We start from the raw sequence: 18,843 nt of genomic DNA, 5'->3' as shown, positions 1-18,843 counted from the left end.
ATCAGCGTGGCATCACGCCGTGACGTGCAGCAGCGCGTCGTGCCAGTCCTGCGCGAAACGGTCGATATGAAAGCGTTCGAGCGCCGTGCGCCGCGCGCCGTCGCCGAGCCGCCGCGCTTCGCCGGGATCGCGCAGCAGCCCGAGCATCGCGTCGACGAGTGCATCGACGTCGGTATGCACGAAGCCGTTTTCGCCGTTGCGGATCACGGTGGCGAGCTCGGCTGTCGCGAGACCGACGATCGGCATGCCGATCGTCATCGCCTCGACGATCGCGAGGCCGAGGCTGGTCCAGCGGATCGGATTGAAAAAGAAGCGGTAGCGCGCGCTGAACGCGGCCAGATCGAGGTTGCCGATTTCACCGATGCCGTCTAGCCGCTGTGCGTCCATCCCGACGAGATCGAGCGGCACGCGCGTGCGCGTTTCGCTGAAGACATCCGCGCCGAGCCGCCGGCCGCGCTGCGCGAGATGATTGACGACCACGATGCCGCGCTGCAGTTCGCCGCTGTAGCGCACGCCGTCGGGCACCACGACGCCATGTTCGATCACGCGCGTCGGCGTGACGCCGCTGTCCCACATCAGCCGGTTGAAGTGCGTGACGTGGACCAGCAGCGTGCCGGGATCGTCGACCCAATGCCATTGCTCGAACGGGTTTTCCTGCGGCGGGTCGTGCTCGACATAGACGCGTGGCAGACGTTGCTGCGCGGCGCTCAGCACGTGCTGGCGGTCATGGTCCCAGTGGGTGCGATGCTGGTACAGCACCACGTCGAACTCGTGGTTGGGCACGTCCTCGATTGCGATCTCGTGCACGTTGTCGCCCCACGGCAATACGCCGACCTTGCCGGCATAGCCGGGCGGATGACCGGGTTTCGTCACCAGATAGAAATCGTGTGGCGTCTGGCTCAGGTAATACATGTAGTTGCCGTGCACGTGCCAGGTCAGCACGCGCAGCCGGCGGCAATTACGCAACATGGTGCAGATCCTCGAAAGACAGCGAAACGGTTCCCTCATGCAGGCTGCCGGGCGCGCCTGGTTGCGCGCCGGGCGCGCGCGCAAGCTGCTCGCGGGCGGTCTCGACCACCTGTTCGACCTGCACGTTCAGCGCGCACGGATGACCATACGGGCAGTCGCGGAACATGCACGGCCGGCACGGCGGATAGTCGGCCAGCACGCGATGCCGCGCATGATCGAGCGGCGCCCAGCGTCGCGTGTCGCTGCCGCATGCGATCACGACCGACGCGCTCGCCATCGCCGCGGCGATGTGCGAGATGCCGGTGTCGTTGCAGACCACGAGCCGCGCATGCGCGACCAGCGCGGCGAGTCCGCCGAGCGACGTCGCCCCCGCCAGATGCAGCGCGGGCGCGCTCATCGCGCCGAGCACCGCGCAGGTCAGCGGCGCTTCGGCGGCCGTGCCGGTGATCGCGATCTGCCAGCCGTCGGCGGCGAGGTGGTCGGCGACGGCCGCGAAGCGCTCGGCGGGCCAGCGGCGCGACGGCAATTGCGAACCGGGGTGAACCAGCACGAGCCGCTCGTCTTCGATGCCGTGATACGTGCGCAGCGCGGTGTACTCGTCGAGGTCGAGCTCAGTGAGCGGGAACGTCAGACGCCGGTCGTGCGCCGGCGCGCCGAGCGCGCTCATCAGCGCGAGATAGCGCTCGGGCTCCGGCAGCCCGTCGGGCCAATCGATGAAGCAACCCTCGCGCGGTACCTCGTCGGGCTGCCCGAAGCCTGCGTCGGCACATGCGCCGAGTTGATGCAGCAGATCGTTGGCGATGCCGCCGCTGCCGTGCAGCTGGATCGCCAGATCGAAACGCCGCTCGCGCATCCGCGCGAAGAACGCGGGCAAGCCATGGTTCGATTCGGGCTGCTCGGGAAAACCGACCGCGCCCGGAAACACGATCAGCTCGTCGACGAGGGCCGCGTAGCGCTCGACGAACGCGCGTGCCCACGGCAGTCCGATCAGCGCGATATGCGCATCCGGCGCGGCCGCGCGCAGTGCGCGCAAGGCGGGCACCGCGCACAGCATGTCGCCGAGCTGCAGCGCGCGAAATACGGCGATACGGCGCGGCGCGAGCGCCGCCAGCAGCGAGGGTGGGGTCATGGAAAGAACACCTTGAAACGGATGGCGCCATAGAGCCGCCAGTAGATCGATAGAAACGGAATGGGGATCGACGTCCAGAGCATTTCGGCGACGTGGCGCCAGCCGTGGTTGCGCCCGCGCAGCCGCCGCGCGCAGAAATAGCCGGTCAACCCGCACCACGCGATCAAACCCGCGCCCGCGAGCATCGGCTGATCCGCGAACGAACCGCCGATCGCCAGCAACGCGGCGCAGAGAATCGCGTAGTACAGCAGCGGCGGCCGCGAGCGGATGCGGGTTCGAAACAGTTCGGGATGCTTGCGATAAAGCAGCGCATCGAACTGGCTCTTTTTCTGCTGCGCGATGCTGACGCCCCAGCGCGCGGGCCGCACCGGATGCACGACCACCGCGTCGCGGGCGCGCACGATCTGGCCGCCCGCGGTAAGCAGCGTGAACTGCAAGTCCGAATCCTCGCGCCACGCCGACGTGAACCGTTCGTCGAAGCCGCCGGTCGCGACGAGCGCCGCACGCGTGACGAACGCGTTCGCGGTCGCGAATTCGGCGCGCGCGAGGCCGCTCGCGTCGGCTTCGTAATCGGTCGGCAGATCGGGCGGCGAGGGCAGCGGCACGACGATCGTGCCGGCGGCCGCCGTCGCGCCTTGCGCGAGCGCCGCGACGCCAGCCGTCAGCCAGTGCGGATCGGGCAGCGTGTCGTCGTCGGTGAAGGCGATCAGCGAAGCGCGCGCATACTGCCAGCCCGCGTTGCGCGCGCCGGCCGGCCCCTGGGTGCGCGTGACCGGCAGGTAGTGCAGTTCCAGCCCGCGCGGCGCCATCTCGCGCGCGAATCGTTCGACGCAGGCGCGCGTGGCGTCGTCGGGACCGTCGTCGCAGACCACGATCTCGTAGCGGTGCGGCGCGAACTGTTGCGCGCATAGCGCGGCAAGGCAGTTCGCGAGCATCGCGGGACGGCGGTAGGTGGGCACCACCACCGACACGTCGGGCCACGACTGCGTGCGCAACGTGCGGCCGGTTTCGTCGGCATCTTCGCTGCTGTAGCGCGCGGCCACGCCGCCATGCAGGGGCGACGGACACATGACCGAGGCGTTCATGAGCGGCCCCCCGCCTTGTCGACGAGGAACGGGCCGATCACGAGCGCGTCGAGCGGCGAGGTCCAGAACGACTCGACCGCGTCGCGCGGCGAATTCACCATCGGCTCGCCGCGCGTGTTGAACGACGTATTGACGAGAATCGGCACGCCCGTGCGCTGCTTGAACGCCGCCAGCAAGTCGTAGTACAGCGGGTGCTGCGCGCGGTTGATGGTCTGCACGCGCGCGGTGCCGTCCACATGCCGCACGGCCGGAATACGCGCGGCCTTGTCGGCGCGCACGTCGAACACGAACAGCATGAACGGCGCGGTTTGGCCGTTCACGAACCATTCGTTGGCTTCCTCTTCCATCACGACCGGCGCGACCGGGCGAAAGTCCTCGCGATCCTTGATCTCGTTGAGCTTCGCCTGCATCCGCGGATCGACCGGCGACGCGAGGATCGAGCGCGCGCCGAGCGCGCGCGGCCCGAATTCGGTGCGCCCCTGATACCAGCCGATCACCTTGCCCTGCGCGAGCAGATCGGCGGTCTCGCCGGCGATATCGGCGAGTCGCCGGTACGGTACTTTCGACCAGCGCAGGAACTGCTTGATTTCCGCTTCGCTGTATTCGGGCCCGAGATACGCATGATCCATTCTCCAGTGACGTTCGCGGTCGCCGCGCGCGGCACGCTCGCGATAGTCGGTCCACAGTGCCGCGCCAAGCGCGGTGCCAGCGTCGCCGGCCGCCGGTTGCACCCACACTTCGCTGAACGGCCCAGCGTCGCGCACCTTCGAGTTCATCACGCAGTTCAGCGCGACGCCGCCCGCCATGCAGAGCCGGCTCAAGCCGGTCTGCCGATGCAGCCAGTGCGCGAGTTCCAGCACGGTCTCCTCGAGTACGCGCTGCAACGAATTGGCGATATCGAAGTGGCGTTGTTCGAGCGGCCCGCCGCGTTCGCGCGCGGGACCGAAGCGTTCGGTCAGCCGCGGGGCGTCGACGGTATAGCTGCCGTCGTGCCGATAGCGGACGATCTCGCGGAACACCTCGACATAAGCCGGCTTGCCGTACGACGCGAGCGCCATCACCTTGTACTCGTCCGACGAGTGCAGGAAGCCGAGCCAGTCGGTGACCTCTTCGTAGAGCAGCCCGAGCGAGTGCGGCAGCTCGACCTGTTTCAGACGCTGGTACTCGCCGCCGACGAATTGCCCCATGCTGGTCGTCACGCCCTCGCCGCGGCCGTCCATCGTCAGCACGGCGGTGTCGTCGAACGGCGCGGCGAGAAACGCGCTCGCCTCGTGCGCGAGATGGTGCTCGACGAAGTGCCATGCGAAGCCGTGCTCGCGATCCACGCCCTGGAAGCGCTTGCGCAGATGATGCGGCGCGCCGTCGAGCAGCTGGCCCTTCGCGTTGGCGATATAGCTGAGGAACAGCGGGTCCCACGGCGACGCGGACGGGTTGTCCGGGCGCGTGCCGGCCGGATCGAACGGCAGCTCGATCGTCGCGCCCGGCCTCTTCGGCATGCCGCCGAAGAGCGCGGGGTCGTACGAGTAAGCGACGTGATCGATCGCGGCGAGCGTAATGCCGGCGGCCTTCAGGCAATAGTCGATCGCATCGAACGGGAGCTGCCAGGTCGAGAACGGCACCGGACGTTTCGCATGCTTGACGTGCGTGAAGCGTTCGTCTTCGGCGGCGGCGAGTACCACACCGTCGCGCAGCAGCGCGGCGGCGCTGTCGTGATAGACCGCATTGATTCCGAGTGTGTACATGGCATTGGCAGTGGAAGTGGGTTCAGGGGACGGTTGGCTGATCGATCAGCGACGGCGTGCTCGTGTCATCGGCGCGACCGGCGCGCTCCGATACACCACGACGCGGCGCATGCGCATGCGCTTGCCGCAATTCGAGTGCCGCGTGCACGACCTCGTCGGTCGGAACGCCGAGCAGGCAGGCGTGATGCCCGTGCGGACACACGCTGCGATAGCACCAGCGGCATTCGACGTCGCGATACAGCACGCGTTGCGGTGTTTGCCACGGCGTGTGCTGCGGGTTGGTCAGCGCGTAAAGATCGACGACCGGCGTGCCGAGCGCGGACGCGACATGCACGGGGCCGCTGTTGTTGGACACGAGCACGCTCGCGCGTTCGAGCAGCGCGGCGAGTTCGGCGAGCGTCAGCGCACCGCTCAGGTCGTATAGCTGCGCGCGCGCGCCGGGCGCAGCCGTGCGCATCACGGTCTCGACGAGCGCCCGCTCGCTCGCGCCGCCGGTCACGAGCACCGAGGCGCCGGTCTCGCGCGCGAGCTGCGAGGCGACCTCGCCGAAGCGCTCGGGCGGATAGCGGCGCGACGCAGCGGTCGCACCTGGATGCAGCACGATGCACTCGGTGTGGCGGCAGATGCCGAGCGTCCTCAGTTTCGCGTCGAGCGACTGGCGCGCGGCCGGCGGCACGCGAAAGCGCATGCCGGTGTCGCCCGTCTGCGCGCCGACGTGATGCACCAGATCGAGCTGGCGTTGCACCTCGTGCCGTGTGCGCTGCTGCGGCTCCGGCTCGCGCAGCCAGTCGGTCAACAGCGCGTACGGATTTTCACGGCAATGCGCGAGGCGGCGCGGAATCCCCGCGAGATAGCACAGCATCGCGGCCGGCAACGGGCTCTGGCTATAGACGGTGAAAATCACCGCCGCGTCGAAGCCGCCGCGCCGCAGCCGCTGCTGCATGCGGTGATCGTCGAGCAGATCGCGCGTCACGGTCGACGCGGGCGCGACCCACGGCGCGTCGTATTCGATCACATCGTCGACGTCGTCGAGAAACGGCGCGAGCGCGACGCCGCTGCGCGACGCCAGCAGCGTGAGCTGGCGGTCTTCGGCGGACTCGCGCAGCGCGTGCAGCGCGGGCGTGGTCATCAGCACGTCGCCGAGATTGTCGAGGCGCACGCACAGAATCCGTTTGACCTCGCCGCCCCAGCACACCGGCTGCGACGTATCGGGCGCGGGCGCGTGAGCCAGCTTGGGCGGCGCAAGTGGCAGAGGTGCGTTCACCGCGGCGCCTCCTTGCGGCGCGCCGCGGTGCCCGGCGGCAGGCCGTGCAATACGACGCGTTGCGCGGCCTCGTGCAGACCGGCGGCGCGCTCGCTCGGCGTGCGCTGCGGGCCGGTTCGCCATTCGGTTTCGTGGCCATTGTCGAGCAGGATCGTGCGGCAGCCGGCGCGATTGCCCGCTTCGACGTCGTCGAGAATGTCGCCGATGAACCAGCTGTTGGCGAGATCGAGCTCATGCTCTTCGGCCGCGCGCAGCAGCATGCCGGGCGCGGGCTTGCGGCAGTCGCAGACGATCGCGTAACGCGCGACGCTGCCCTCGGGATGATGCGGACACCAGTACGCGCCGGCGAGCGTGGCACCGCTCTCGGCGAACATCTGCCGCAGCCGGCGTTCTACGTCGAACAGCGCTCTGTCTTCGAACTTGCCGAGCGCGATGCCGGACTGATTGCTGATCACGAACAGCGCGTACGGGTACGCGGCGAGCAGCGCGAGCGCTTCGCGCGCGCCCGGCGCGAAACGCATCAGCGCGGGATCGGCGTTGTAGGGCACGTCTTCGAGCAGCGTGCCGTCCTTGTCGATGAACACGGCGGGTAGCGTCATGATGGTTCGTGGTATGCGCGAGCTTCGGTCAAAAGTACGAAAAAGGCGCGCCGCAGCCGCTGGACCGGCCGCGGCGTGCGCCGTCGTCAACGGGACGACGCTCCGGCTGCTGCTCGCAGCGGTAGCTGCGCCGGCTCGGACGCGGTGTCGAGCGATGTTTTGGTCGGTGCGAGCCTTGCCGCGCGTGCATAGATTTGCGCGAGCGCATCGCTGACGCCGCGCCAGGTGAAGCCGGTCCGCGCCCGGTCGAGACCCGCTTCGCCCATCCGGCGCGCGAGCGCGGGGTCGCGCCGCAAGCGGTCGAGCCGCGCGGCGAGCGCGAGCGGATCGCGCGGCGGCACGAGAAAGCCGGTCACGCCATCGAGGATCGAGTAGCGGATGCCGCCGACATCGGCGCCGATCACCGGCGTCGCGCAGGCCATCGCCTCGATCGGCGTGATGCCGAACGGCTCGTACCAGGGCGTCGTCACGAACACGTCGGCGGCGCTATAGAAGTAGCGCAGCCGCGTGCGACCACGCCGGCCGACGAAGCTCGTCTGCTCCGCGACGCCGCATTCGCGGGCGATCTCGCGCAGGCGCGCGATCTCCGGCGTCGCGATTTCGTTGGGCGCGTCCGAATTGCCGCCGACTATGTACAACTGCGCCGCCGCGTTGAACGTGTGCTTCAGCACGCCGACGCCGCGCACCACGTTGTCGATGCCTTTGCGCGGCACGAGCCGGCCCAGTTGCAGCACGATGAAGTCGTGCTGGCGCCAGCCGAGCGCATCGCGGGCGGCTTCGCGCTCGACGGGCATGAACTCCTCGGCATCGAAACCGCACGGCACGATCTGGATGCGCGCCGGATCGGCGCGATAGTGTTCGAGCAGGTCGGCTTGGTCCTGCGGACATTCGGCGACGAGCACGTCCGAGCTTGCGACCAGTTCGTCTTCGATCGCGAAGCGCTCGTCGGGGAAGCCGTCATCCGTTCCCTGATGGATACGCCGCACGCGGCCGAGCGCGTGAAAGGTCGTGACCAGCGGCACGCCGAGCGCAGCCTTCACTTGCAGCGCGGCGAGGCCGGACATGAAGAAGTTCGCGTGCATCACGTCGTAGGACTGCGGTTCGCGGCGAAAGAACGCGCTCAGAAACGCGGCAAACTCGTCCATGAACGGCAGCAGTCGTTCCTTTGGCAATTGCCGCGGCGGTCCCGCGGGCACATGAATCACGCGCACGCCGTCCATGTCGACGCGCTCGGGCAGCAGTGCGCGATCGCGGCGCGTGAACACGTCGACCTGATGGCCCATTTCCACCAGTTGACGCGCGACGTTCGCGACGTAGATGTTCTGTCCGCCGCTGTCGACGCCACCGGCGACAGCAAGTGGCGACGCGTGTTCGCTGATCAGGGCGATCTTCATTGGCATTCCTTCCTGCGATGAGCGGCTATTGATGTTGACTTTGGTAAGCGGCGCACAGCATGTGGTGTGCCATTCGCATCCTGCGGTGCGGACAAACGACGCAAACGTCGCGCGGAACCGTACGAAGCGCTGTAGCGTGCCCTTTCTCGTAGGAAGAGAAGCGCTGTGGCGTTCCCTGTTTCTACATACGGTCATGTAACTTCGAACCGCTTGCGCCGCGCCGGTACTAGGATGGGCGAAGGACCCCGCCCAATTAATAAGTAAGAAGTGCGCGGAAAAGGGCTGGAGCCAGCGCCTTTTTTGCTTGCGCCCGGGCGCGCCGCTTGCGCGACGCCACACTTGTGCGACGTTTCTTCCGGGTGCCCTCACCACGACCTCATGCCGAATTCCGCCCCGCCGCCTCGCTCCGAACTGACGCGCCGAATCGTCGGCGATCTCGCGCATGCGGTATGGCGTTATCGCTGGCAGACCAGCGGGGCGCTCGCGCTGATGATCGCCGCGCGGCTCGCGACCGTGCTGATGCCGCTCACGCTGAAGCACATCGTCGACGAACTGAGCCATCCGCTCGCGCAGGTGGCGTTTCCAGTGTTCCTCGTGCTCGCCTATGCGCTGCTACGATTTTTCGGCGACGCGCTGAACGAGGCGCGCGACGTCGTGTTCAGCATCGTCGTGCAACGCACGGTCGCGGCGCTGACCGAGCGGACCTTCGCGCATCTGCATCGGTTGAGCGCGCGCTTTCATGCGCGGCGCGAGACTGGCGCGATCGTGCGCGACGTGCAGAAAGGCGCCGACGGCATCGGCTTTCTGCTCGGCACGGCGCTGTTTACGATCGTGCCGACCTTCTTCGAGATCGCGGTGATCGTCGCGATCATGGTGCATAGCTACGCGCGCGAATTCATGCTCGCGATCGTCGTGACCTTCGTGCTGTATGCGGGCTATACGTTCGTGTTCACGCGGCGGCGCGTCGCATTCCAGCGCGCGGTCAATCTGCTCGAAGCGCAATCGGACGGGCGGCTCGTCGACAGTCTGCTGAACTACGACACGGTCAAATACTTCGCGACCGAAGAGAGCGAGACGCAACGGCTCGGCAACGTGCTGGAGAAGTGGGTGCACGCGCGCATCGCTAACCAGAACGCGTTGACCGCCTTGCACGTGGGACAGAGCGCGGTGATCGCGCTCGGGGTAGCGGCGGTCATGCTGCTCGCCGCGCAGCACGTGGTGGCCGGCAGCATGAGCGTCGGCGATCTGATTCTGGTGAACGCCTACCTGATCCAGATCTGCATGCCGCTGAACACGCTCGGCTTCGTGTTTCGAGAGACCAACGACGCGCTCGTCAACGTCGAGCGCATGTTCGTGATTCTGGCGGCGCGCGGCCGCGTCGGCGAGGATATCGATGCGCGCGACGCGCAGCCGCTGAAGGTCGGCGCGGGACTGATCGAGTTCGAACACGTCGATTTCGGCTACGACACGGCGCGGCAGGTGCTGCGCGATGTCGACTTTCACGCGTATCCGGGCAAGACGCTCGCGGTGGTCGGCGGCAGCGGCTCGGGCAAATCGACGCTCGTGAAGCTGCTGTTTCGCCTCTATCGGCCCGAGCGCGGCATGATCCGCATCGACGGGCAAGACATCAGCATGCTCACGCAGCGCAGTCTGCGCGAGGCCATCGGCATCGTGCCGCAGGACACCGTGCTGTTCAATGAAACGATCGCCTACAACATTGCCTATGGACGTCCGTCGGCGACGCGCGCGGACGTCGTGCGGGCGGCGCGGGCCGCGCAGCTCGACGAGTTCATCGAGCGCTTGCCCGACCATTACGACACGCGCGTCGGCGAGCGGGGCGTGCGGCTATCGGGCGGCGAGCGGCAGCGTATCGCGATTGCGCGCGCGATTCTGAAGGACCCGCGCATCATCGTGTTCGACGAGGCGACCTCGGCGCTCGACACGCGCTCCGAGCGCGCGATCCAGACCGAGCTGACGCGCCTCGCGCAAGGCCGCACGTCGATCGTGATCGCGCATCGACTTTCTACCGTCGTCGACGCGGACTGGATTCTGGTGATGGAGCACGGCCAGGTGGTCGAGCAGGGCACGCATCGGGAACTGCTCGCGCGCGAGGGCGTGTACGCGAAGATGTGGTCGCTGCAATGGCAGCAGGGTGAACTCGAACACGCGCAGCGCCGGCTGACCGCGCGATCGGTCAGCGTCAGCGCATTGACGGCGGGTGTGATCGATGCCTTGCACGACGAGATCGCCGGGCAGCGCGTCGTCGTCTACGCGGAGCCGTCCGACCACGAGCTGCGGGTGACCGGCGATCCGAGCGTGCTGCAACCGTTGATCGCCGAGTTGTGCCGCAATGAGATCGCGCAGGCGAGCCCGGGGCAGCGCATCGCGTTGCGCGCGCAGCGGCACGGCAATCATGTGTGGTTCAGCGTGCTCGGCATGGGCGACAAGCCGGCCGAGCTATCGCAGGCGGCGGCGCGGCAGATGGAAAGCGCGCTGGCGGCCGCGGGCGGCAGCTTCACGCTGACGCCGCTGAACGGGCGGCTTGCCTATGTGGCGATGCTGCCGCTATGGCCGGTCGCGGATGCGCAACCGCCACTGGCGTCGGCGCCCACGGCGCCGGATTCGGCGGAGCCCGCTCCGCTCGATGGCGTCTTCGTGCTCGTGGTCGACGACCAGGAAGAAGCGCGCGACGCGCTCGAAGCGGTGCTGAGCACGAGCGGCGCACGCGTACGGCTATGTGCAGCGGGCACCGAAGCGCTGGACTGGCTGCGCGCGGCGGACCCGGCGCAATGGCCGCACGTGCTGCTCTGCGATCTGATGCTGGCCGGCGAAGATGGCTATGACGTGCTGAGCCGTTTGCGCGCACTGGAAGGCGGCCGGCCGTCGATACGCGGCCGCCCACTGCCCGCGATCGCGCTGACCGGCTACACGGACGCACTCGACGAACAGCGTGCGCGCACCGCGGGTTTCGACGCGCACTTGCACAAGCCCGTGGCGCCCGCAGAACTGATCGCCGCGATCCGGCGGCTCGCGCAGGCGCCGTCGCGCACGGACACGGCGTTGCCGCGATAATGATGCGCGCGATTCAGGTCCGAGCGAGGTCTCAGATCGGCGCGTCGAACTTGCCACCAACAGTCGTTGTTGCGGACGCATCGAGATTGCGCTCGGCCGCGCGCACGCGGTCGCGCATCGCGAGGATCGACCGGGGGACCACCCGGCGTTCTCGCACGGTCCACGCCAGCCCGGCCAGTAATTCGGTGCCGTCGCGCATCAGCGTGCCTTCCCACGCGAATACGTCGAGGGCGCGCACAGTCGCGCTCAACGCTTCGCCCAACGGCAGACGCAGCCACGCGACGCACGCGGCGTTGCGCGCGAGCATGCGACGGCGCAACGCGCTGTCGCGCACCGGCGACGGATGGTGATGGAGCGTCAACTGCTCGCAGTAGACGATCGCATGTCCCGACGCGAGCACGTCGAGCGAAACGAGTGCTTCCTCACCGCCGATGAAAAGACGCGGCTCATAGCCGCCGATCTCGCGATACAGCGCCGCGCGAAACACGCACGCGCCCGCCATCAAGCCGATCAAGGAGGGCCCCGGCAGACCGACACGGCCGAGCGGGCTTGCGCGCATCAACGCGCAGGTCGGATCCGTCGTGTTGTCCGCGCCGACCGCGACACGCGCATTCAGCACACCGACGCGCGGCCATGCATCGAGCAATTGCACCGCGCGTTCGAGCGAGCCCGGGCTCCACCAGGTGTCGTCATCGCAGAACGCGACATAGTCGGTCTCGACGCACGCGACCGCGTGGTTGCGCCCTGCCGCGCCGAGATTGCCGTTGCATTCGACGACGCGAACGCTCGGATAGCGCGCTTCGACGAGTGCGACCGTGTTGTCGGTGGAACCGTTGTCGGCGACGATGATCGGCGGGTTTTCGGGTAACGCGAGCAGACGTTCCAGGGTAGTGAGCAATTCGCCCGCGCGGTTATACGTGAGAACGACGACCGAAATACGCGGGTGGGGGGCTTTGGTTTGCATGCTGTGCAATCGTTCAACGTTGGACTGCGACGACGCAGCAAACCTCGTGCCGTACGTCACGCGTTTTGCGTAGTTGGAGCCGATTCGTCGCAGCCAAGCTGCCAACAGCGTTCAGGCGAAAAGAGGTTCGCCTGTCCTTCGGGACCGAATGCGCGCAGTTGGCTGCGGTAGGCGTCGATTGCCGCACGCTTCATGCGCTCGTGTTGCATGGTGCCGGGCGCATCGAACGCGTGCGGTGGCTGGGCGGCGTAGCCGCGTTTCGCGAGGTCGCACAGGCGCGCTTGCACGACGCCGGACATACGCCGGTAGGGCACGTCTTCATACGCGACGAACTGCGTGGCTGGCTGACGCCGCATCAGGGCGAGACAGGCATTGGACACGAGAACGTGATCCGAATGGAACAGGCCCAACGGCATCACGATCAGCGTGGGTTTTGTTTCGGAAACAGCGTGGTTCAACGCGGTGATCAGCTCGTCCGCATCAGGCGATGCGTGGTATTGCGCGTCGCGAAACAGCAGATGCACGGGAATCGCCGACAACAACCCCAGCGCCTCCCGGTCTTCCGCCTGACGCGCCCGCATCGCTTCGAACGCGTCGGCGAAACCGGCCGCGCGGTCCCAATCGGTCGTCATGTTCTCGGCGGGCGGCGCGGTGAAAACCGTGCAGACGACCGTGCGGGGATGCGCGGCGATCAGAAGTCCGCAGCTGAGGACCGCATCGTCGAGATGCGGTGAGATGACGAGCAAGCGCTGGTCCGATTCCATACCGGCGAGTAGCAAGCTGCATTCCGCCGGCGCGGTGCGCGAAGGGTCGGTGCGGGAATAGCACTTGCTCCCATTGCGGTTCTACTACCGCTTGCCACTTCAACTATGAGCCCCCCTGCAAAACCGCCCGACCACGCGCACGCGCGCCGTTGAAGAACTCGCGGCGCTGATCGAAGGCGATCCGGTGCTGCGCATGGATATGACGCGGGCCATCATTCAGGCGCAAGAGGCGGGCTACGTGCTCGGCTATGCATCGATCGACGAACTGATGACGATCGTCGACTACCTGATGACCTACGCACCGCCGTTCAGCGAATCCGATCTGATTCACTGTCCGCTGAACGCGGTGCTCGACTGGCCGATGTGCATGCCGTCCGGCTACGCGCTGTTTCGCGACCCGGCGCTCAACGCGCAACTCAAGCACGTGCAGAACTGCTGGTATGGCTTCCTGAGCGGCCCGCATTCACGCGCGCATTTAAATACGTCGTCGCCCCACGGCTGGTTCAGCCCTGAGGCCGACAAACGGATCGGCCTCGCGCAACGCGTCGTCGTCGCAAAGCAACGGATAGATGCGTTGCGCCCCGTCAAGCCGCTAGTTCAGCCGCGCAGCCGCGCGAAAATGCTCAGCAGGTCTTCGAGAACCACCGGCTTTTTCAGGTGCGCGTCGAAGCCCGCGTGTTCGGCCGCACTGACGTCCGCCTGCTGTCCAAAGCCGCTGACCGCGACGCAGATCACAGACTTCATCGTCGGCATGCCGCGCAGCTTGCCGATGAACTCCATACCGTTCATGCCCGGCATGCCGATGTCGGACAGGATGATATCGGGCGCGTTGCCGTTGATCATCGTCAACGCTTCCTCGCCGCTCGTCGCGGTCCGCACTTCGGCGCCCTCGCTTTCCAGCAGCAGCTTGAAGGTTTCGACGGTCGCGGCGTCGTCGTCGACCATCAGGATGCGCGTGCCTTTCAACGGCTCGGCGGTGACTTCGATATCCGCGCTCGTGCGGGTGGCGAGCCGGTGGGTGGGCAGGGTCACCGTGAAAGTCGCGCCGCGGCCGACGCCGTCCGACTCCGCACGCACCGCGCCGCCGTGCAGGTTGACCAGATCACGCACCAGCGCGAGGCCGATGCCGAGGCCCCCGCGGCGCAAGCCCGGATCGCGGCTCTGCTGGAACATCTCGAAGATATGCGGCAGCAGCGACGCCTCGATGCCGATGCCGGTATCGCTGACGCGCAGCACGGCCTCGGCGTGATCGTTGACCTGCAACGACACCTGAATCGAACCGCGCTGCGTGAACTTCAGCGCATTGCTGATCAGATTCCACACGATCTGCTCGATCCGCGTGAGGTCCGCGTGAATGATCACAGGCGCATCGGTGATGTCGACGCTCAACGCGACGCCGCGCTGCGCCGTATCGTCCTGCACCGCGCTGCACACGCGCTGCACGATCTCGCGCATGTCGACCACGGTGCGCACGACCGACAGCTTGCCCGTGCGCACGCGCGAAATGTCGAGCAGATCGTCGATGATTTGCGCCTGGCCCAACACGGTGCGGCGGATCGTATCGGTCGCGCGCGACACGTTCAGGTTCTGCCGCGTTTCCGGCGCGCGCGCGATCAGCTCGGCGCTGGCCGAAATCAGGTTCAGCGGATGCTTGAGCTCGTGCGACACGACCGCGAGAAATTCGTCGCGGCGCCGCTGCGCGTCGCGCTCGCTTGCCGCGCGCAGCGATTCGACATGGGTGCCGCGTCCCGAGGTCGGTTCATTCACATATTCGCCGAGATCGCGCGTGATCTGCGCAAAGCCGCTGATGCCCGGTTCGTCGAGACGGGACAGCACGCCGCTCGCGAAAAAGCGCGTGCCGTCCTTGCGCAAATGCCAGCGCTCCTCTTCGGCGCGGCCATTCAGACGCGCTTCGGCGAACTCGCGTTGCGCGACGTTGTCGGCGCGGTCCTCTTCGGTGTACAGGATGTCGGCGGACTGGCCGATCATATCGGCTTCCGTATAGCCGAAAATCCGTTCCGCGCCCGCGTTCCAGCTGTTGATCACGCCGTTGTCGTCGAACGTGATGATCGCGTAGTCGCGCGTGCTTTCCGCGACGATGCGCATGCGCCGCTCGCCTTCGCGCAGCCGGTCTTCCGCCTGACGCCGCCCGGTGATGTCGATGAACGACAGCACCGCGCCGTCGATGCGGTCCTCGGTCGTGCGGTAAGGCACGAAGCGCGCGAGATACCAGCGCCCGTCGTTGCTCTTCAGCTCGCGTTCGATCAGGCGCAACGAGTCGAATGCCTCGGCCGCGTCGTCGGCGAGCTTGTCGTATTCGAGGCGGTGCGTGATGTCGAGCAGCGAGCGGCCGATGTCCGACGGAATGATGCTGAAGACGTCGGTTGCGCGCGGCGTATAGCGCTTGATGCAGATGTTGCGGTCGACGAAGATCGTGCCGATGTCGTTCGCGGCGATCAGGTTGTGCAAGTCGTCGTTGATCTTGCCGGTTTCCTCGACCTTCGACTTCAGCTCCGCGTTGACCGTGGTCAACTCCTCGTTGATCGATTGCAGCTCTTCCTTGCTGGTTTCGAGTTCCTCGGTCGCCGAGCGCAGTTCCTCGTTGATCGCCTGCAATTCCTCGTTCGATGCCTTCAGCTCCTCGGTTGAGGTTTCCGACTGCTCGATCGTGGACTGCAACTGTTCCTTCGTGCGTTGCAGTTCCCGTTCGAGCTGAGTGATGATCGGGTCTTTCTGCACGTCGGCCGGCGCCGTTTCGGCGTTCGCCACGCTGTCCTCGACCTCGTCGAACAGCACCAGCACGAAGTCCGCGTTCGCTTCCGGATCGTGCACGGGCCGCGCGGTCATGTTGACGAAGTACGACCGGCCATCGCGCTCGATGCGCACGCGGCGCGCTTCGACGCTGCGGTTCGTGTGCAAGGCCTGATAGATCGCGGTGCGCAGTTCCAGCCGCAGTTCCGGACGCACGACGGCCACGATGTTGTGCGACGGCTCGCCGCCGGAATACTGCAGAAAACGCCCGGCGCGATCGGACAGATGAACGATTTCGGATTCGCGGCTCACCAGCACGCTGGGCGGCGCATATTGCTCGACGAGCCGCTGATGCAGATCGCCGAACGAAAAGCGCCGGCGCCCCGGCGGCTGCACCGTGGTCACGACAGGCCGCGAGCTCATGGTGCCGGAAATCGCGATCGGCAGCGGCGTGTCACTGCGTACCGCCATGTTCGCGCGATAGATGCGGTTGCGCTTGTCGACCACGGTGAACATCGAGCTCACGCCGTCGGCCGACTCCGAGCTGCCGAGGAACAGCATGCCGCCGGGCCGCAGCGCGAAGTGGAACATCTTCAGGATTTCGATCTGCGCTTCGCGGTCGAGGTAGATCAGCAGGTTGCGGCAGCAGATCATGTCGAGCCGCGAGAACGGCGGGTCGCTCAGCACGTTGTGGTGGGCGAACAGCATGTGCTCGCGCAGCTCTTTCTTGATCCGGAAATGCGCGGCGTCCCTCGTGAAGAACTGGCGGATGCGCGCCGGCGTCAGGTCGGCGGAGATCGAGTCCGGGTACACACCGGCGCGCGCGAGGGAAATGGCGCGCTCGTCGATGTCGGTCGCGAATACCTGAAAAGACACGCCCTCGGGCGACTTCAGCGAGCGTTCCTGCAGCAGCATCGCCAGCGAATAGGCTTCTTCGCCCGTCGCGCAGCCCACCGACCACACGCGGATGCGGTCCTGTTCGCCGCGGTTTTCGAACAGGGGCGGCAATACTTCACGTTCGAGCACGTCGAACGCTTCCTTGTCGCGGAAGAAATTGGTGACGCTGATCAGCATGTCCTGCAACAGCGCCTGGGTTTCTTCAGGGTGCAGATGCAGATAATCGCGATACACCTGCAGGTCGGTAATGCCGTTGACTTGCAGCCGGCGTTCGATACGCCGCAGAACCGTAGCCCGTTTGTAATGTCGGAAATCGTGTGCGGTGCGGGTGCGCAGAATCACCATGATTTCGCGCAGCGCGCGCTCGGCCGACTCGTTGACCGTGTCTTCCTCGGGCTCGTCCGCCTCCGCGGCCGGCAGATGGATTTCCCGCGCGGTGGACCACAGATCGAGCAGCCGTTGCGGCATCTCGGCCGCGGTCATCACGAAGTCGGCCATGCCGGTCGCGATTGCGCTGCGCGGCATGCTGTCGTATTCGGCCTCGGAAGGGTCCTGCACGAGCGTGATGCCGCCCATTTCCTTGATGCGCGACAAGCCGACCGAGCCGTCCGAGCCCGCTCCCGACATCACGATGCCTATCGCGCGTTCGCGGTGCGCCTCGGCGAGCGTGCGGAAAAACAGATCGATGCTCGCGCGGCGTCCTTCCTCGGGCAGCTTGCGCGTGACGCGCAGGTAGCCGTCGACCATGATCATCTCGAACGAGGGCGCGACCAGATAGACGTGGTCCGATTCGATCGGCGTGGGGCCGGTGACCTGCTGCACGGACATGCTGGTGACTTTCTGCAGCAGTGAGGCCAGATTGCTTTCGTGATCCGGCAACAGGTGAACGACCACGACGAAGGCCATCGACGTGTGCGCGGGCAGCGCCTCGAAGAACTCCGTCAGCGCGTTAAGCCCCCCCGCCGATGCGCCGATACCGACGATCGGATAGAGTGCCTGGCTAGGCAGAGTTTGCCCTCGCTTCTTTGACATGGCTGCGTGTCCCTTCTTGGAAAGGATAGTGTTCAGCGGTGGATTTTTATAGGGCGACGAGCCCATTTCCTGCTGGCTCGGACGGTTATTATCCCGCATTGCACTCATTTTTCCATCAGCATCGACTGCAGCAGTTCGGCCGCGTGCCTCGCGCGCAGCACATTATCCTCCTCGCGCTGTTGGGCGGCGGTATCTCCGGTTTTGGCGAAATGGTCGCGCAACTCGCGGCTGAACATTTCGCGCTCGCGCAGCGCACGCAGCGCTTTGCGCAATGAGTCCTCGGCATCCGTCATGCGGCCGTCGCCGAGCGACGCGGCCGAATACGCATGACCGGTATGACAGCGATAACGCATCACCCGTGATCCGGTCATGCGCCACAGCGTGCCGTTGCATTCGGGGCATGTGAAAGTCGAGGGCGTCGCGAGTCCCCTGATTGCTTCGAATGCCGTGGTGCCGGCCAGCCACGCGTCTTGTTCGAGAACGATGCGATCGGTCGCCTCGCGCCGCGCACGGCCGTTTTTTCCCGGCGCGCTGGCGTTGCCGCCGGTCAGTTTTACCAAACATTGCCCCATTTGATCGAGCGGCAGCACGTGGTCGGCAAACGGCGATGCATGTCGCGGCATCTCGCTCGCGAACGCGTCGGCCGGATCCTGGACCAGCGTCGCGCCGCCGCACGCCTGGATTGCTTCGAGGCCCGCGGTGCCGTCGTCGAGCAGGCCGGTCAGGATCACGCCGATCGCGCGTGGCCCTATCTGCGTGGCCGCAGTGCGAAAGAGGGGGTCGATCGCCGGGCGCGCGAAGTTCTCTTTCGCGCCGTGCAGAAGCCGCAGCAGCCCATCCTCGACGACGAGGTGCCGATCGGGCGGCGCCACGTAAATTCTGCCGGGCGCGTAATGTTCGCCATCCTGTGCGTGCTTGGCGGGTAGCGGTCCGGCCTGGTTCAGAAGCGCGGGCAGCATGCTGCCATGCGCGCCGATATGCAGCACGACGGCGATGCTGGCGGGCATATCGACGGGAAGCTGCGAGGCAAGCGAACGCAGCGCATCGACCCCTCCCGAGGACGTGCCGATTACGATGAAGTCGCGGTGGGTCAAGGGGGCTCCGGGACGTGGAAGCGGGCGTGAAAGCGGACCTTTCCTGTTAGTCAAACAAACGAGCAAGCCATATGCCGTCGCTGCATT

General features: G+C 66.6%; 12 protein-coding genes and 1 pseudogene. 2 read left to right on the top strand and 11 right to left on the bottom strand.

The features are described from left to right. Positions 1-12: 12 nt before the first annotated feature. The 7 genes from OKW27_RS03245 to OKW27_RS03215 form a co-directional block, all read right to left on the bottom strand. Positions 13-969, bottom strand: a complete 957-nt coding sequence (locus OKW27_RS03245) for a glycosyltransferase family 4 protein (RefSeq protein WP_429332526.1) — start codon at positions 967-969, stop codon at positions 13-15. After that, positions 959-2,098, bottom strand: coding sequence for a glycosyltransferase family 9 protein (locus OKW27_RS03240; protein ID WP_429332525.1), 1,140 nt, complete (start codon positions 2,096-2,098; stop codon positions 959-961). The genes OKW27_RS03245 and OKW27_RS03240 overlap by 11 nt, the downstream gene beginning before the upstream one ends. Further along, entirely contained in the window at positions 2,095-3,183 is a 1,089-nt protein-coding gene (locus tag OKW27_RS03235) for a glycosyltransferase (RefSeq protein ID WP_429332524.1), read from the bottom strand. The genes OKW27_RS03240 and OKW27_RS03235 overlap by 4 nt, the downstream gene beginning before the upstream one ends. Further along, positions 3,180-4,925, bottom strand: coding sequence for a carbamoyltransferase family protein (locus OKW27_RS03230; protein ID WP_429332523.1), 1,746 nt, complete (start codon positions 4,923-4,925; stop codon positions 3,180-3,182). The genes OKW27_RS03235 and OKW27_RS03230 overlap by 4 nt, the downstream gene beginning before the upstream one ends. Before the next feature lie 22 nt (positions 4,926-4,947). Beyond that, entirely contained in the window at positions 4,948-6,189 is a 1,242-nt protein-coding gene (gene waaF, locus OKW27_RS03225) for a lipopolysaccharide heptosyltransferase II (RefSeq protein WP_429332522.1), read from the bottom strand. Then, positions 6,186-6,788, bottom strand: coding sequence for a D-glycero-alpha-D-manno-heptose-1,7-bisphosphate 7-phosphatase (locus OKW27_RS03220; protein ID WP_429332521.1), 603 nt, complete (start codon positions 6,786-6,788; stop codon positions 6,186-6,188). The genes waaF and OKW27_RS03220 overlap by 4 nt, the downstream gene beginning before the upstream one ends. 86 nt (positions 6,789-6,874) lie before the next feature. Then, the gene (locus tag OKW27_RS03215) at positions 6,875-8,182 is read right to left on the bottom strand and encodes a glycosyltransferase family 4 protein (RefSeq protein ID WP_429332520.1); all 1,308 of its coding nucleotides are present in this window, start codon (positions 8,180-8,182) and stop codon (positions 6,875-6,877) included. 378 nt (positions 8,183-8,560) lie between these two features. On the opposite strand from OKW27_RS03215, the gene OKW27_RS03210 reads away from it, so the two are divergent. Continuing rightward, positions 8,561-11,254, top strand: a complete 2,694-nt coding sequence (locus OKW27_RS03210; RefSeq protein WP_429332519.1) for an ATP-binding cassette domain-containing protein — start codon at positions 8,561-8,563, stop codon at positions 11,252-11,254. Between the two features lie 31 nt (positions 11,255-11,285). Here OKW27_RS03210 and OKW27_RS03205 read toward each other — a convergent pair whose 3' ends face one another. After that, the gene (locus OKW27_RS03205; RefSeq protein WP_429332518.1) at positions 11,286-12,218 is read right to left on the bottom strand and encodes a glycosyltransferase family 2 protein; all 933 of its coding nucleotides are present in this window, start codon (positions 12,216-12,218) and stop codon (positions 11,286-11,288) included. A 56-nt stretch (positions 12,219-12,274) separates the two neighbouring features. After that, entirely contained in the window at positions 12,275-12,982 is a 708-nt protein-coding gene (locus OKW27_RS03200) for a PIG-L deacetylase family protein (protein ID WP_429332838.1), read from the bottom strand. A 139-nt stretch (positions 12,983-13,121) separates the two neighbouring features. Here OKW27_RS03200 and OKW27_RS03195 point away from each other — a divergent pair. Beyond that, a pseudogene (locus OKW27_RS03195) lies at positions 13,122-13,523 on the top strand (phophatidylserine decarboxylase associated domain-containing protein); the annotation flags it as partial. A gap of 56 nt (positions 13,524-13,579) precedes the next feature. Here the strand turns inward: OKW27_RS03195 and OKW27_RS03190 are convergent. Further along, positions 13,580-17,662 (bottom strand): CheR family methyltransferase, encoded by a 4,083-nt coding sequence (locus OKW27_RS03190; RefSeq protein ID WP_429332517.1) that lies wholly within the window; start codon positions 17,660-17,662, stop codon positions 13,580-13,582. Positions 17,663-17,766: 104 nt separating this feature from the next. Then, positions 17,767-18,756 (bottom strand): chemotaxis protein CheB, encoded by a 990-nt coding sequence (locus tag OKW27_RS03185; RefSeq protein ID WP_090811729.1) that lies wholly within the window; start codon positions 18,754-18,756, stop codon positions 17,767-17,769. Positions 18,757-18,843 lie beyond the last annotated feature (87 nt).

Source organism: Paraburkholderia sp. 35.1, assembly GCF_050436525.1.
Taxonomy (GTDB): Bacteria; Pseudomonadota; Gammaproteobacteria; order Burkholderiales; family Burkholderiaceae; genus Paraburkholderia; species Paraburkholderia tuberum.
The sequence above is the reverse complement of the archived record's forward strand: the minus strand, read 5'-3'. Positions and strand labels throughout refer to the sequence as shown.

Bases quoted from the DNA above. Each gene is read 5' to 3' on its own strand.
- OKW27_RS03245 (WP_429332526.1), bottom strand. From the start codon at position 969: ATGTTGCGTAATTGCCGCCGGCTGCGCGTGCTGACCTGGCACGTGCAC.
- OKW27_RS03240 (WP_429332525.1), bottom strand. From the start codon at position 2,098: ATGACCCCACCCTCGCTGCTGGCGGCGCTCGCGCCGCGCCGTATCGCC.
- OKW27_RS03235 (WP_429332524.1), bottom strand. From the start codon at position 3,183: ATGAACGCCTCGGTCATGTGTCCGTCGCCCCTGCATGGCGGCGTGGCC.
- OKW27_RS03230 (WP_429332523.1), bottom strand. From the start codon at position 4,925: ATGTACACACTCGGAATCAATGCGGTCTATCACGACAGCGCCGCCGCG.
- OKW27_RS03220 (WP_429332521.1), bottom strand. From the start codon at position 6,788: ATGACGCTACCCGCCGTGTTCATCGACAAGGACGGCACGCTGCTCGAA.
- OKW27_RS03215 (WP_429332520.1), bottom strand. From the start codon at position 8,182: ATGAAGATCGCCCTGATCAGCGAACACGCGTCGCCACTTGCTGTCGCC.
- OKW27_RS03210 (WP_429332519.1), top strand. From the start codon at position 8,561: ATGCCGAATTCCGCCCCGCCGCCTCGCTCCGAACTGACGCGCCGAATC.
- OKW27_RS03205 (WP_429332518.1), bottom strand. From the start codon at position 12,218: ATGCAAACCAAAGCCCCCCACCCGCGTATTTCGGTCGTCGTTCTCACG.
- OKW27_RS03200 (WP_429332838.1), bottom strand. From the start codon at position 12,982: ATGGAATCGGACCAGCGCTTGCTCGTCATCTCACCGCATCTCGACGAT.
- OKW27_RS03190 (WP_429332517.1), bottom strand. From the start codon at position 17,662: ATGTCAAAGAAGCGAGGGCAAACTCTGCCTAGCCAGGCACTCTATCCG.